The 14,447-nt window shown below is 72.3% G+C and carries 13 protein-coding genes and 1 pseudogene; 11 read left to right on the forward strand and 3 right to left on the reverse strand.

Annotated elements, in window-relative coordinates; genetic code table 11:
- The first annotated feature begins 5 nt into the window (after positions 1 to 5).
- Positions 6 to 1,475, forward strand: coding sequence for a sialate:H+ symport family MFS transporter (locus GA0115234_RS15975; protein WP_093542132.1), 1,470 nt, complete (start codon positions 6 to 8; stop codon positions 1,473 to 1,475).
- A 44-nt stretch (positions 1,476 to 1,519) separates the two neighbouring features.
- Here GA0115234_RS15975 and GA0115234_RS15980 read toward each other — a convergent pair whose 3' ends face one another.
- Positions 1,520 to 2,755 (reverse strand): acetyl-CoA C-acetyltransferase, encoded by a 1,236-nt coding sequence (locus GA0115234_RS15980; RefSeq protein WP_093542410.1) that lies wholly within the window; start codon positions 2,753 to 2,755, stop codon positions 1,520 to 1,522.
- 308 nt (positions 2,756 to 3,063) lie between these two features.
- On the opposite strand from GA0115234_RS15980, the gene GA0115234_RS15985 reads away from it, so the two are divergent.
- Both GA0115234_RS15985 and GA0115234_RS15990 read left to right on the forward strand, forming a co-directional pair.
- Positions 3,064 to 4,650 (forward strand): 3-hydroxyacyl-CoA dehydrogenase, encoded by a 1,587-nt coding sequence (locus GA0115234_RS15985; protein ID WP_093542134.1) that lies wholly within the window; start codon positions 3,064 to 3,066, stop codon positions 4,648 to 4,650.
- A gap of 125 nt (positions 4,651 to 4,775) precedes the next feature.
- Positions 4,776 to 5,168, forward strand: coding sequence for a VOC family protein (locus tag GA0115234_RS15990; RefSeq protein WP_093542412.1), 393 nt, complete (start codon positions 4,776 to 4,778; stop codon positions 5,166 to 5,168).
- Here GA0115234_RS15990 and GA0115234_RS15995 read toward each other — a convergent pair.
- Positions 5,108 to 5,880: pseudogene (locus GA0115234_RS15995) on the reverse strand (DUF6597 domain-containing transcriptional factor). The gene GA0115234_RS15990 and the pseudogene GA0115234_RS15995 sit on opposite strands and share 61 nt — an antisense overlap.
- A 52-nt stretch (positions 5,881 to 5,932) precedes the next feature.
- On the opposite strand from GA0115234_RS15995, the gene GA0115234_RS16000 reads away from it, so the two are divergent.
- A complete protein-coding gene (locus GA0115234_RS16000; protein ID WP_237541466.1) occupies positions 5,933 to 6,316 on the forward strand; it encodes a CU044_2847 family protein in 384 nt (127 codons plus the stop codon).
- 50 nt (positions 6,317 to 6,366) lie between these two features.
- On the opposite strand, the gene GA0115234_RS16005 is transcribed toward GA0115234_RS16000, so the two are convergent.
- A complete protein-coding gene (locus GA0115234_RS16005; RefSeq protein WP_093542136.1) occupies positions 6,367 to 7,479 on the reverse strand; it encodes a YihY/virulence factor BrkB family protein in 1,113 nt (370 codons plus the stop codon).
- 104 nt (positions 7,480 to 7,583) lie between these two features.
- Between GA0115234_RS16005 and GA0115234_RS16010 the strand changes: the two genes are divergently transcribed.
- From GA0115234_RS16010 to GA0115234_RS16035, 7 genes are all read left to right on the forward strand, one after another.
- On the forward strand, positions 7,584 to 9,221 hold the full coding sequence (locus GA0115234_RS16010) for an acyl-CoA dehydrogenase family protein (protein WP_093542138.1): 1,638 nt from the start codon (positions 7,584 to 7,586) through the stop codon (positions 9,219 to 9,221).
- Positions 9,222 to 9,485: 264 nt separating this feature from the next.
- Positions 9,486 to 10,766 carry a GAF domain-containing protein gene (locus GA0115234_RS16015; protein WP_256088731.1) on the forward strand — a complete coding sequence of 427 codons (1,281 nt, stop codon included), beginning with the start codon at positions 9,486 to 9,488 and terminating at the stop codon, positions 10,764 to 10,766.
- A gap of 89 nt (positions 10,767 to 10,855) precedes the next feature.
- Complete coding sequence (locus GA0115234_RS16020) at positions 10,856 to 11,452, forward strand: GNAT family N-acetyltransferase (RefSeq protein WP_093542141.1); 597 nt, start codon at positions 10,856 to 10,858, stop codon at positions 11,450 to 11,452.
- A 219-nt stretch (positions 11,453 to 11,671) separates the two neighbouring features.
- On the forward strand, positions 11,672 to 11,755 hold the full coding sequence (locus GA0115234_RS44340) for a putative leader peptide (RefSeq protein ID WP_317864749.1): 84 nt from the start codon (positions 11,672 to 11,674) through the stop codon (positions 11,753 to 11,755).
- A 116-nt stretch (positions 11,756 to 11,871) separates the two neighbouring features.
- On the forward strand, positions 11,872 to 13,569 hold the full coding sequence (locus GA0115234_RS16025; protein WP_093542143.1) for a nitrite/sulfite reductase: 1,698 nt from the start codon (positions 11,872 to 11,874) through the stop codon (positions 13,567 to 13,569).
- A complete protein-coding gene (locus tag GA0115234_RS16030; protein ID WP_093542145.1) occupies positions 13,566 to 13,745 on the forward strand; it encodes a hypothetical protein in 180 nt (59 codons plus the stop codon). Before GA0115234_RS16025 ends, GA0115234_RS16030 begins: the two co-directional genes overlap by 4 nt.
- Positions 13,742 to 14,443: a phosphoadenylyl-sulfate reductase gene (locus tag GA0115234_RS16035; protein ID WP_093542147.1), complete on the forward strand. Its 702-nt coding sequence runs from the start codon at positions 13,742 to 13,744 to the stop codon at positions 14,441 to 14,443. Before GA0115234_RS16030 ends, GA0115234_RS16035 begins: the two co-directional genes overlap by 4 nt.
- Positions 14,444 to 14,447: the final 4 nt, after the last annotated feature.

Consider the following 14,447-nt stretch of genomic DNA (forward strand, 5'->3'; position numbering starts at 1 on the left):
TCACCGTGCAGACCACATCACCCGCCGAGCTCCCCTGGTACCGAGAAGTGAGCGGCACCCAGTGGAAGTCGTTCTTCGCCGCCTGGATCGGCTACGTCCTCGACGGCTTCGACTTCGTGCTGATCACGCTCGTGCTCACCGAGATCAGTGACGACTTCGGGCTGAGCACGGTGCAGGCCGCCAGCCTGATCTCCGGTGCGTTCATCACCCGCTGGCTGGGCGGTGCGGTGCTCGGCGCCATCGGCGACCGGTACGGCCGCAAGCTCGCCATGGTCCTGAGCATCCTGCTGTACTCGCTGGGCACCTTCGCCTGCGGATTCGCCTGGAACTACCAGAGCCTGTTCGCCGCCCGGCTGGCCATCGGCATGGGCATGGCCGGTGAGTACAGCGCCAGCGCCACGTACGTCATGGAGAGCTGGCCCGCCAGGCTCCGCAGCCGGGCCAGCGGCTTCCTGATCTCCGGGTTCTCGGTCGGTTCGGTGCTCGCCGCGCAGGTCTACGACTGGGTGGTGCCCTCGCTCGGCTGGCGGTGGATGTTCTACCTCGGCCTGATACCGATCGCCATCGCGCTGTGGATGCGGCGGGCGCTGCCGGAGGCGGAGGAATGGACGGAGAGCGTCGCGGACAAGGGCGCCAAACCCAATCCGTTCCGGCCGCTGTTCGCGACCCGGGGGCGGGCGGTCGTCAACACGGTCCTGGTCGCGGTGGCCACCGTCGCGCTCTTCCTGGTCTTCACCCCGGGCGGGGCCGGGATGGTCCCGGTGCTCTCGGTGGCCGCCGGAGTGGCGCTCGCCGCCTTCGCCGTGCAGCTGGGCGGGAAGCGCGGCTGGGTGCTGTATCTGTCGATGATCGTGACGCTGTTCTTCGCGTTCCTGTACTCGTGGCCGATCCAGGCACTGCTGCCCACCTATCTCAAGACCGAGCTCGGCTACTCCGCCGACCAGGTCACCGATGTCCTGTACTTCGCGGGCTTCGGGACCATGGCCGGCTGCTGGACCGCGGGCTTCCTCGGTGACCGGATCGGGGCGAAGAAGGCGTACGCGCTGACGCTGCTCGCCTCGCTGGCCTTCGTCTACCCGGTCTTCGCCGTGCACGACGATCTGCTGCTGCTCGGCGTCCTGCTCTTCCTGCTCCAGGCGACCAGCTTCGGCATCTCCGGGCTGCTGCCCCGCTACATCGGCGGGCACTTCCCGACGGCGAGCAGGGGCGCGGCGCTCGGCTTCACGTACAACGTGGGAGCCCTCGGCGGTGCGGTGGCCCCGGTCCTGGGGGCGCATCTGGCGTCCGGGATGGATCTGGGCCGGGCGCTGGCCGTGCTGACCTTCGCGGGCACGGTGATCGTGGTGCTGCTGGTCGGGTTCGACGTACCGGCCCGGCTGAACCGGCTGACCGATCCGGATGCCGAGTGGGACCATCTCGCGGGGCCGCCCGCGGCTGAGCGGGGTGGTGCCCCGGACCCGGCTCCCGCCGGCTGACCGACGGGAGCCGCGCGGTCGGCCACCCCGGGACGAAAGGCCCCCTACGGGTGGTCCGCGATCCGCTCGAAGACGGCCGCGAGGCCCTGTCCGCCGCCGATGCACATGGTCTCCAGACCGTACCGGGCCTCGCGGCGGTGCAGCTCGCGGGTCAGCGTGGCGAGGATACGGGCGCCGGTGGCGCCGACCGGGTGGCCGAGGGAGACGCCGGAGCCGTTGACGTTGATGCGCTGCTCGTGGTCCTTCTCGCCGAGGCCCAACTCGCGTGTGCAGGCGAGCACCTGGGCGGCGAAGGCCTCGTTGAGCTCGATCAGGTCGAGGTCGGCGAGGGTGAGTCCGGCGCGGTCGAGGGCCGCCCGGGTCGCCGGGACGGGGCCGATGCCCATCGTCGCGGCGGGCACCCCGGCGCGGGCGAAGGAGACCAGCCGGACCAGCGGGGTGAGGCCGAGGCGTTCGGCGGTGGCCGCACTGGTGACCAGGCAGGCGGCGGCCGCGTCGTTCTGGCCGCTGGCGTTGCCCGCGGTGACGGTCGCCTCCGGGTCGGACTTCGCCATGACCGGGCGCAGCGAGGCGAGTTGCTCGGCGGTGGTGTCGGGGCGGGGGTGCTCGTCGGCGGTGACGACGGTCTCGCCCTTGCGGGTGCGTACGGTGACGGGGACGGTCTCCGCGTCGTACCGGCCCTCCTTCGCGGCCTGCCCGGCGCGCTGCTGCGAGCGCAGGGCGAGGGCGTCCTGGTCGGCGCGGCTGATGCCGTAGGCGCGGCGGAGGTTCTCGGCGGTCTCGATCATGCCGCCCGGCACGGGGTGAGCGACGCCGCCCGCGGTGACCCTTCCCCGGGCCAGCGAGTCGTGGAGCTGGAGGCCGGGCCCCTTGATGCCCCAGCGGCCGTCGTGCGTGTAGTACGGGGCGGCGCTCATCACGTCGACGCCGCCCGCGATCACGACCTCGCTGAAACCGGCCCGGATCTGCATCGCCGCGTCGAGCACGGCCTGGAGGCCGGAGCCGCAGCGGCGGTCGACCTGGGAACCGGTGACGGTCTCGGGCAGTCCGGCGTCGAGTGCGGCGACCCGGCCGATGGCGGGGGCCTCGGCGGACGGGTAGGAGTGCCCGAGGATCACCTCGTCGACGGCGGCGGGGTCGATTCCGGTACGGGCCACGAGCTCCGCGACGACGCGTGCGGCGAGTGCGGCCGGCGTCTGCTGCGCGAACACTCCGCCGAACCGGCCGATGGGGGTGCGCAGTGGTTCGCAGATGACGACATCGAGCTGCTGATCGGGCACGTCGTGGCCTTTCGGGATTCCGGGGTTCATCGTTGGGCCGTCTCGATGTGACCCTAATTCGGCGGGGGACGGCGATCAATGGCCGCCGACGGGGTGGAGCGGGGCGCGGGTCCGGGGTGCGTCGGCGGGGCCGGTGGCCGGTCCGGCCGAAACCGTACCGCCGACGGCCGGGGCCGAACTCCCTTCGCTGCGCGAGGATGTGGACGCGGACCACGTCCTTCTTCGCCGGGACGGGTCCGACGGGCCACCTGTCACAGCCGTCCGCCCGGACGGATCACATGTCACATCGCGAGAGGACCACAACCGCCATGCGTATCAGGATCGTCGGCGCCGGGGCCATGGGCCGCGGCATCGCCCAGTGGGCGGCGACCGCCGGACACACCGTCGAGCTGTGCGACGTACGCACGGAGGCCGTGACGGCCGCCGTGGACTTCGTGGGGTCCATGCTCGAACGGGCCGTCCAGAAGGGCCGGATGTCCGCCGGGGACCGCGCCGCAGCCCTGGAACGGCTGGTACCGCTCGACGATCCGTGGGCCCCGGGTCCGGATGTCGAGCTGGTCGTCGAGGCCGTGCGGGAGGACCTCGGCACCAAGACGGAGGTCTTCGGCCGGCTGGAACGGGCACTGCCGGCGACGGCCGTCTTCGCGACCAACACCTCGTCCCTGTCGGTCACCCGGATCGCCGCGGCGCTGAAGGACCCGACGCGCCTGGCCGGGCTGCACTTCTTCAACCCGGTACCGCTGATGAAGATCGTCGAGATCGTGCCCGGCGCGGCCACCCGCCCGGAGATCCCGCCCATCCTCACCGCACTCGTGGAGAGCTGCGGCCACCGCGCGGTCACCGTCGCCGACACCCCCGGCTTCCTGGTCAATCACGCCGGTCGCGGCCTGGTGACCGAGGCGCTCGCGCTGCTGGAGGAGGCGGTCGGCGAACCGGCGGACATCGACCGGATCGCCCGCGACGTACTGGGCCTGCGGATGGGCCCGTTCGAGCTGATGGACCTCACCGGGCTGGATGTGACGGCCGCGGTGATCGACTCGATCTGGCAGGGCTTCCGGTACGCGGACCGGCTCCGCCCCTCCTTCCTCACCCCCAACCGGGTGGCGGCCGGACTGCACGGCCGCAAGACCGGACACGGCTGGTACGCGTACGGTCCCGAGGCGCCCGCCCCCGCTCCGGAGCCGCCGGTCACCGGCGACGCGGGCCGTGCGGTGTTCGTCCACGGCCCCGCGGGGCAGGACCGCGACGCGGCCGCGCTGCGGGCGGCGCTGACCGCCGCGGGTGCCGTCGTCGAGACCGGCGACGGGCCGTCCGCCGGTGGCCTGGTGCTGGTTCCGGTCTGGGGCACCACGGTGGCCGCCGCGGTCGCCGGGCACGGGCTGCCCGCGGGGCGCACCTTCGGCGTGGACCCGCTGCCCGCGGCGGGCCGACGCCGGGTGCTGGCCGTGACCCCGGCGGCGGACCCGGCCGCCGCGCGTGACGCCCGAGCGGTGCTGGCCCGTGCGGCGCAGGGCGACGAGCCGTGGGCGGTCTCGGTGGTGCGGGACACGGCGGGCTCGGTCGCCCAGCGGCTGCTCGCCTCGATCGTGTCGGTCGCGGCGGGGATCGCGGAGCGCTCCATCGCCGCCCCCGCCGACATCGACCTGGCCGTCACGGCCGGACTCGGCTACCCCGTCGGCCCGCTGGCCTGGGGCGACCGGATCGGCGCGGACCGGATGCTGGAGCTGCACCGGGCGCTGCACCGCACGACGGGCGACCCGCGCCATCGCCCGAGCCGCTGGGTCACCGAACGCGCCCAGCTCGGCCTCGCGCTGACGGCCCCGGGCACATCACCCGCCGACTGCACGGCCGCCGCCGCGTCCTCGCAGGACTCGCAGGACTCGCAGGACTCGTAGAACTCGCAGGGCTCATGGACGCGGGTGGGGTGTCGTCGGCCGGTGGCGGCACCCCCGCGGGTGACCGTCCCGTCGACGTCCGTTTCGTACAAGACGCGCGCCGGGGCCCGGCATACGGTCGGGGCATGACTCCACGTATGGACGCGATCGGCATCGTCACGGCGGACCTGGCCGCATCGCTCACCTTCTACCGCCGGCTCGGTCTCGACATCCCCGCCGGCGCGGAATCCGCCCCCCATGTCGAAGTGACGCTCCCGGGCGGTCAGCGGCTGCTCTGGGACACCGAGGACGTCGTCCGTTCCTACGACCCCGGATGGACCGCGCCGACCGGCGGGGACCGGCTCTCGCTGGCCTTCCTGTGCGACAGCCCGGCCGAGGTGGACGCGGTGTACGACGACCTGACCGGGGCGGGGTACCGGGGGCATCTGAAGCCGTGGGACGCGGTGTGGGGGCAGCGTTACGCGACGGTCCTCGACCCGGACGGCTGCGCCGTGTCGTTGTTCGCCGCCAACGGCTGAGCCCCGGTGCGCCCGGCTACCGGGAGAGGTGGGCGGTCAGGGTGGTCCCGGCCAGGTCGCGCATCTCCCGGGCGAGATGGGCCTGGTCGGTGCAGCCCGCCTCGACGGCCGCCTCGGCGTACGGCGTCCCGGACCGGGCCAGGGCCAGCGCGCGCTGGAGCCGCAGGACCCGGGCGAGCGTCTTGGGCCCGTAGCCGAAGGCCGCGAGCGAACGGCGGTGCAGCCGGCGGGCGCCGAGGCCGGCCCGGTGGGCGGTGTCCGCGACGGACCGCCCGGCGCCGAGCCGGTCCGCGACGTACCGCATCAGCGGGTCCGGCGGTCCGGTCTCGGCCGCCCGGCGCAGCGCCACGGCCTCCAGCGCTCCGGCCGGGTCGGGGGCTTCGGCGACCCGCTCGGTGAGTACGCGGACCCGGTCCCCGGGCCACAGATCCGCCAGCTCGACGCGGCGGTCGCGCAGCTCGTGCGCGGGCACCCCGAGCAGTGCGGGGGCCGTGCCGGGTGCGAAGCGGATCCCGGCGCACTGCCCGCCGGCCGGGGCGGACGGCGTCGCGGCACGGGTGTCGGGGCCCGCGACGAGCAGCCGTCCGTCGATCCAGAGCAGGTCCATGCACCCGTCCGGCAGCACCGGATGCATCGCCCCCACGGGCACGCTCAGCGTCCACACGGTCGCTCCGTCGAACCGCGACGTCCGCTCTTCGTACCTCTCGTCCATGCCCCACACGCTAATCTCGTCGGCGAACGGATTCAGCTTCCCGGGGGCGGTCATGACGGCACTGATGGAGTTCACCACCGACAGCGGCGCGACGGTGATGGTCGAGGTCGACCGTCACACGCAGGGCGCGCAACTGGTCGCGCTGGGCGATGACAACACCCTGGCCAGGGCCGGGCGTACGTTCGACAGCGCACTCACGGGAATCCGGTCGGCGGCCGAGTCCGCCCTCGCGGTGTTCCGGGACGGCGCCCTGAAACCGGACGGCGTGGAGCTCGAATTCGGGGTGCGGATCACGGCGGAGGCCGGGGCCGTGATCGCGAAGAGTGCGGTCGAGGGCCACATGGTGGTCAAGCTGTCCTGGTCCCCCGGCGCGGCCCCGGCAGCCCCGGCAGCACCTGCGGCCCCGGCCGTTCCGCCGCCCTCCCCTGCCCCTTAGGACCTTGGGACCTTGGGGGCCTCGGGAATCCTGGGAGCCTGGGGAGCCGCTCAGCCGTCGGACGCGTCGTCCCGCTTCTCCGGGTTCGGCTTGTCCGGCTCCTTCTCCCTGCTCGGCTGCAGCCGGGACTTCACATCGTCCGGCGGCAGGAACTTCGACCAGCGCTCGGGGAACTCGGACGGCATGTAGGGGCTGTCACCGTAATCGCCCTCGTCGTCCTCGTCATCGTCGTCGTCCCAGTCGTCGTCCCCCTGGTCGCCCGCCTGCGTCCGGGCGACGAACTCCGCCGCCTGGGCGGCGCGCACGCGGTCGTTCGCCGCGCGGGCGGCGGCCGTCGCCAGCGAGGGCCACACCCGGTCGATGGCCGCGTTCACCGCCGCGCCCACCAGCACCGCGAACGCGGAGATGCCGATCCACAGCAGCACGGCGATCGGGGCCGCCAACGAGCCGTAGATCGTGGGTCCCTCGACCGTGCTGGTGAGGTAGATCCGCAGCAGGAAGCTGCCGAGCACCCACATCGTGAGCGCCACCAGCGCGCCCGGCACATCCTCGATCCAGGGCGAACGGACCGGTACGGACACGTGGTAGAGCGTCGTCAGGAAGGCGATCGACAGCAGGATCACCAGCGGCCAGTACAGGACGCTTATGAGCTCGGTGCCCCACGGCACGAACTCCACGACCCGGTCGGGGCCGACGACGAGCAGCGGCAGCACGACGGCACCGAGCAGCAGCGCGACGACGTACAGCAGGAAGGAGAGCAGCCGCGTCTTGACGATGCCGCGCTGGCCGTCGAGGCCGTACATCACGGTGATCGTGTCGATGAAGACATTGACCGCGCGGGAGCCGGACCAGAGCGCGATCGCGAAGCCGATCGAGATGACATCGGGGCGGGCGCCGGTCGTGACGTCCGCCAGGAGCGGCTTGGCGAAGTCGTTGACGCCCCGCTCGCTGAGCACGGTCTGCGCGGCGTTGAGGATGTTGCGCTCGATGGAGGCGACCGTGGTGGTGCTGGTCCACTCGTCGACGTAGCCGAGCAGCCCGATCAGGCCGAGGAGCAGGGGAGGCAGGGACAGCAGGGTGAAGAACGCCGCCTCGGCCGCGAGCCCGAGAATGCGGTACTCCATGCACGAGTTGACGGTGTCCTTGAGCAGCTGCCAGACCATCTGCCGCTTGGATACGTTGCGGTAGAGGACTCGGGCCCGGTGGAGCCGTCCCGTTGGCCGCTCGGGTGTTTCGTTTGCTGCCTGCACATCCTTACCGTATCGGCATGGCAGCCACCACCCACACCGTGTCCAACCAGGTACCTCCGCTGACCGGCTACGACGTCTTCGCCGCCGACCGGGCGCTCACCGAGGCGGTGCAACGTCACACGTCACCCGGGCTCCTGGCCGAAGTGCGGGGCGAGCTCGGTGAGCTGGGCCGTTCCGCCGGATCCGCGCAGGTGCAGGAGTGGGGTGCGCAGGCGAACGGCAATCCGCCGGTACTGCGCACCCACGACCGGTACGGGCACCGCATCGACGAGGTCGAGTTCCATCCCGCCTGGCACCGGCTCCTCGGCCACGCGGTCACCGCGGGGCTGACCGACGCCTGGGGCCGGCCCGGCGGCCATGTGCGGCGGGCGGCCGGCTTCCTCGTATGGACGCAGGCCGAGGCGGGCCACGGCTGTCCGCTGTCGATGACGCACGCGGCGGTGCCCGCGCTGCGCACCGATCCGGCGCTGGCCGCCGAGTGGGAGCCGCTGCTCACCTCGACGGTCTACGAACGGGGGCTGCGGCCCGCCGCGCAGAAGGCCGGTGTGCTCCTCGGGATGGGGATGACGGAGAAACAGGGCGGCACGGACGTACGGGCGAACACGACCCGCGCCGAGCCGCTGGCCGCCGAGGGCGAGTATCTGCTCACCGGGCACAAGTGGTTCTGTTCGGCGCCGATGTCCGACGGATTCCTGGTGCTGGCGCAGGCGCCCGGCGGCCTGACGTGTTTCCTGCTGCCCCGGGTGCTGCCCGACGGCACCCGCAACCCGTTCGCCATCCAGCGGCTCAAGGACAAGCTGGGCAACCGGTCGAACGCCTCGGCCGAGGTCGAGTTCGACGGCACCTGGGCGCGCCGGGTCGGCGAGGAGGGGCGCGGGGTGCGCACCATCATCGGGATGGTGGCGGCGACCCGGCTGGACTGTGTGGTCGGTTCGGCGGCGCTGATGCGGCAGGCGGTGGCGCAGGCGGTCCACCACTGCGCGTATCGCAGCGTGTTCGGCGGCGTGCTGATCGAGAAGCCGCTGATGCGCAATGTGCTGGCCGATCTGGCGCTGGAGTCGGAGGCCGCGACGGTGCTGGCGATGCGGCTGGCGGCGGCGTACGACGACGGGTCGGAGAGCGAGCGGGCCTTCCTGCGGATCGCGGTGCCCGCGGCGAAGTACTGGGTGACCAAGCGGTGCGCGCCGGTGGTGGCCGAGGCGCTGGAGTGTCTCGGCGGCAACGGCTACGTCGAGGAGTCCGGGATGCCCCGGCTGCTGCGCGAGGCGCCGCTCAACTCGATCTGGGAGGGTTCGGGCAATGTGCAGGCGCTGGACGTGCTGCGGGCGCTCCAGCGCGAGCCGATGGCGCTGAACGCGTTCCTCCAGGAGGTCGGCGGGGCGCGCGGCGCCGATCACCGGCTGGACGGGGCGATCAGGGACATGCTGACGGAGCTCGCCGATCTGGAAGGGATCGAGGCACGGGCCCGCCGGCTGGCCGAGCGGATGGCGCTGGTGCTCCAGGGCTCGCTGCTGGTGCGGTGGGCGCCGCCGGAGGTGGCCGACGCGTTCTGCGCGTCACGGCTGGGCGGGGACCGGGGCGCGGCCTTCGGCACACTGCCGCACAGTCTCGATCTGGCCTCGGTCGTCGAGCGGGCCCGGCCCGTCGCGCCCTGAAGGCCCTCGCGCCCTGAGGGCCGTACAGCAACGGAGGGTGGTGCTGCGCCGACACGGCACCACCCTCCATGCTGAGCACACCGGACGGTGGGACACGGGCCCCGCCACGCGGTGTTCCACCACTCTCGTACGGACCCGCACCCCCTCGCCAGAGTTGCAAAGGGTTGCAACCATTGTGCGGAGTGTGCGGTGCCGGGCCCCTCACGGCGGCAGGATGGGCCCGTGGATAGTCGAGCCGGCCCTGGCCTGTGGGGGGAAACGAGAGTGGAGACAAGCGCCTCCGGGGTGACGCGCCCGGCCGTCCCGCAGTCCGACCGGGACACCCGCGCGATCCACCGGGCCAGAGAGGCCGCGCTGGCCGGCGACCGTCCGGAGGTCGCCCCGCGGGCCGAGATCGGCGCCTCCTGGGACCGGGTGCTGCGCAGCGGCATCGATCCGGACCAGTCCACCGAGAGCGTGCTGCTCGATATGGACGAGATCGAGCACCGGCGCCGCAGCTCGACGCTGAGCGAGGTGATGCCGCTGCTCAACGACGCGCTGGTCTCCCTGGCGGATGCCGCCCAGCAGATCGTGGTGGTCACCGATGTGGAGTGCCGGGTGCTGTGGCGCCGGGGCAACGCGGGGGTGCTGCGCCGGGCGGACGGGGTCTGTCTGGCGGAGGGCGCGGCCTGGGCGGAGGAGGCGACGGGGACCAATGCGATCGGTACGGCGCTGGTCTCCCGCGTCCCGGTCCAGGTCCATTCCTCGGAGCACTTCGTCCGTACGCTGCACAACTGGACGTGTGCGGCGGCCCCGATCCGCGACCCGCGCGACGGCAAGGTGATGGGGATCGTCGACATGAGCGGTCCCGTCTCGACGTTCCATCCGACGACGCTGGCCCTGGTCGGTTCGGTCGCCCGGCTGGCGGAGAGCGAGATCAGGAACCGGCACCTCCAGGCGATCGACCGGCTGCGTTCGGTGGCGGCACCGCTGGTGTGCCGGCTGGGCGGCCGGGCCCTGGCGGTGGACACCCACGGCTGGCTCGCCGCGGTGACGGGCATGCCGCCGGTCGACCGGCTGCCGCTGCCCAAGTCGTTACGGCCGGGCCGGGTGTGGCTGCCGTCGCTCGGCATGTGCCGGGTCGAACCGCTGCCCGGCGGCTGGCTGCTCCAGGTCGCGGACGGGCCGTCGGACGGGGCGCCGCAGCGGGTGGTGCTGGATCTGAGCCGCCCGCGCGGCCTCACCGTCAATGTGGTGGGCTCGGTGGGCACCTCGACGCAGCGGCTCTCGCCGCGCCATGCGGAGCTGCTGTTCGCCCTGGCGCTGCACCCCGAGGGGCGTACGGCCTCCGAGCTCGCCCAGGACATCTTCGGCGACGCCACCCGGACGGTGACGGTGCGGGCGGAGATCTCCCGGATGCGCCGCCATCTCGCCCAGGTCCTCGCGCACCGCCCGTACCGCTTCGGCGACGACGTCGAGGTGGAGGTGATCCACCCGGACGACCGGGCCGATCTGCTGCCGCACTCGACGGCTCCGGTGGTGGTCAGGGCACGTACGGGCGGCTGAGTCCTGAATGGCGGATCAGGCCGTGCCCCGCTGTCCGCGCTTCGGGACCGGCTTGGGTCCGGGCGGCGGGGCGTGGTTCCCTGGCAGTCATGAGCAACCCCGTACATGCCACCGCACCCGCCACCACCGAGGTGACCGTCTGGTCCCTGGAGCAGACCTCCCCCGACGATCTGCGGCCCGCCGCGGTCCCGGAGGGCGATGTGCGGATCGTGCGGTCGGAGATTCCGCTTCCCGAGTTCAGCCGGTTCCTCTACACGGCGGTCGGCGGCGACATCCGGTGGACGGACCGGCTCGGCATGACGTACGCGCAGTGGCAGGAGGCCCTGGACCGGCCGGGGGCCGAGACCTGGGTGGCGTACGCGAACGGCACCCCGGCGGGTTACATCGAGCTGGACCCGCAGGACGAGGGCGCGGTCGAGATCATGTACTTCGGGCTGATCCCGGCGTTCCGGGGGCGGCGGATCGGCGGCCATCTGCTCTCGTTCGGGGCCGCCCGCGCCTGGGACCTGGCGGAGCGCTGGCCGGAGCGGACGCCGACCAAGCGGGTGTGGCTGCACACCTGCTCCAAGGACGGCCCGCACGCCATGGACAACTATCTGCGGCGCGGCTTCCGGCTCTTCGACACGAAGGTGGAGCTGGAGCCGGAGGTGGCGACGCCGGGGCCGTGGCCGGGATCCGGTCGGTAGCACGTCGAGGGAGGCGGGGCGCCCGGCGTTTCGGGCCGCGAACCCGGTGACCGGCGGAGAACGCACTGGGCGGCATCTGCGGAGATTGCGGTCATTACGGGCGGCCCCGCCCTGGCGTCCCGAGTGATGGGCGCCGCACGATCTCACACTTCGGGACACTCTCGTCCACATCTTGGATAGTGGTGGACTGGCCCGAGATACGCGTGCCACGCTTCCGTCATGCCTGGAACTGGAATTGCCTTGGTGAGTCGACGCCACGTCGACCTCGGCCGCGTGTCCAGCGCCATCTGTCCGGCGAGCTGAGAGTCCCAGCACCGCCGCGCTCCCCCCTTTTCTCTGCAATCCCTGCGCACCGCCGCGCCTTGACGCGAGTGTGCAGTTCAGAGCCGCCCTCCTGCAGTCCCGAAGGACGTACTGTCATGGCCGCTACCCCGGAACAGCCTGCGACCACCACGCCCCGCCGCAAGGCCGGACGCCACCGTGGCGAAGGCCAGTGGGCCGTGGGGCACCACACTCCGCTCAACGGCAATGAGCAGTTCAAGAAGGACGACGACGGTCTCAATGTGCGGACACGCATTGAGACGATCTACTCCCGGCGCGGTTTCGACTCGATCGACCCCAACGATCTCCGTGGACGCATGCGCTGGTGGGGCCTGTACACCCAGCGCAAGCCCGGTATCGACGGTGGCAAGACCGCGGTCCTGGAGCCGGAGGAGCTGGACGACAAGTACTTCATGCTGCGGGTCCGGATCGACGGCGGCCGGCTGACCACCGCACAGCTGCGGGTGATCGGCGAGATCTCGCAGGAGTACGCACGCGGCACCGCGGACATCACCGACCGGCAGAACATCCAGCTGCACTGGATCCGCATCGAGGACGTCCCCGCGATCTGGGAGAAGCTGGAGGCCGTCGGGCTCTCCACCACCGAGGCGTGCGGCGACTGCCCCCGCGTGATCATCGGCTCCCCCGTGGCCGGGATCGCCGCCGACGAGATCATCGACGGCACGCCCGCCGTGGACGAGATCCACGACCGGTACATCGGCAACAAGGAGTTCTCCAACCTGCCGCGGAAGTTCAAGACCGCGATCTCGGGTTCGCCGGTGCAGGACGTGGTGCACGAGATCAACGACATCGCGTTCGTCGGCGTGGTCCACCCCGAGCACGGTCCGGGCTTCGACGTCTGGGTCGGTGGCGGCCTCTCCACCAACCCGCGGCTCGCCGAGCGGCTGGGCGCGTGGGTGCCGCTCGACGAGGTGCCCGATGTCTGGGCCGGTGTCGTCGGCATCTTCCGCGACTACGGATACCGGCGGCTGCGCACCCGCGCCCGGCTGAAGTTCCTGATGGCCGACTGGGGACCCGCGAAGTTCCGCCAGGTGCTGGAGGACGAGTACCTGAAGCGCCCGCTGACCGACGGCCCCGCGCCCGAGCAGCCCAGCAGCCGCTGGCGCGACCACGTGGGCGTGCACCAGCAGCAGGACGGCCGCTTCTACGTCGGTTTCGCCCCCCGGGTCGGCCGGGTGGACGGCTCCACCCTCGCCAAGATCGCCGACCTCGCGGCGGCGCACGGCTCGGACCGGCTGCGCACCACCGTCGAACAGAAGATGCTGATCCTCGACGTGGCACAGGACCAGGTGGACTCCCTCGTCGCCGGGTTGGAGGCGCTCGACTTCCAGGTGCGGCCCTCGCCGTTCCGGCGCGGCACGATGGCCTGCACCGGCATCGAGTTCTGCAAGCTGGCGATCGTCGAGACGAAGGCGCGCGGCGCCGCGCTGATCGACGAACTGGAGCGCCGGCTGCCGGACTTCGACGAGCCGCTCACCATCAACATCAACGGCTGCCCCAACGCGTGTGCCCGCATCCAGACCGCCGACATCGGCCTCAAGGGCCAGCTCGTGCTGGACGACGACGGCAACCAGGTCGAGGGCTATCAGGTGCACCTGGGCGGCGCGCTGGGCCTGGAGGCCGGGTTCGGCCGCAAGGTCCGTGGCCTGAAGGTCACTTCGGCCGAGCTGCCCGACTACGTCGAGCGGGTCCTGGGCCACTTCCAGGAGGAGCGCGAGGAGGGCGAGCGGTTCGCGACCTGGGCGGCTCGGGCCAGTGCGGAGTCGCTGTCATGAGCGAACGCGCCGCACCGTTCTACTGCCCGTACTGCGGGGACGAGGACCTGCGCCCGCACGAGACCGGCCACGGCGCCTGGGAATGCGCGTCCTGCAATCGCGCGTTCCAGCTCAAGTTCCTGGGTCTGCTGACCCGGGGACTTCAGCGCAACGACGCCGAAGGAGACGGGATATGACGGAGACTCTGCGGGCCGAAGACCTCGAAGCCCTGGCCGGCCGGGCCGGCCGCGAGCTGGAGGACGCCTCCGCGCCGGAGATCCTCACATGGGCCGCCGACACCTTCGGCGGGAGGTTCTGCGTCACCTCCTCCATGGAGGACGCGGTGGTCGCGCACCTCGCCTCGCGCGTCTTCCCCGGCGTCGACGTGGTCTTCCTCGACACCGGCTACCACTTCCCGGAGACGATCGGCACCCGTGACGCGGTCGAGGCGGTGATGGACGTCGACGTCATCACCCTCACCCCCCGGCAGACGGTGGCCGAGCAGGACGCCGAGTACGGGCCGAAACTGCACGACCGCGACCCCGACCTGTGCTGCAAGCTGCGCAAGGTCCAGCCCCTCCAGGAGGGACTGACCGGGTACACGGCCTGGGCGACCGGGCTGCGCCGCGACGAGTCCCCCACCCGGGCGAACACCCCGGTCGTGGGCTGGGACGCGAAGCGGCAGAAGGTGAAGGTCTCGCCGATCGCCCGCTGGACCCAGGACGACGTCGACACGTACGTCGCGGAGCACGGCGTTCTCACCAACCCGCTGCTGATGGACGGCTACGCCTCCGTGGGCTGCGCGCCCTGCACCCGCCGGGTGCTGGAGGGCGAGGGCGTCCGCGCCGGGCGCTGGGCCGGCCGGGGCAAGACCGAGTGCGGGCTGCACGACTGATGAC

Origin of the sequence: Streptomyces sp. DvalAA-43 (assembly GCF_900091725.1) — a bacterium.
Taxonomy (GTDB): Bacteria; Actinomycetota; Actinomycetes; order Streptomycetales; family Streptomycetaceae; genus Streptomyces; species Streptomyces pulveraceus.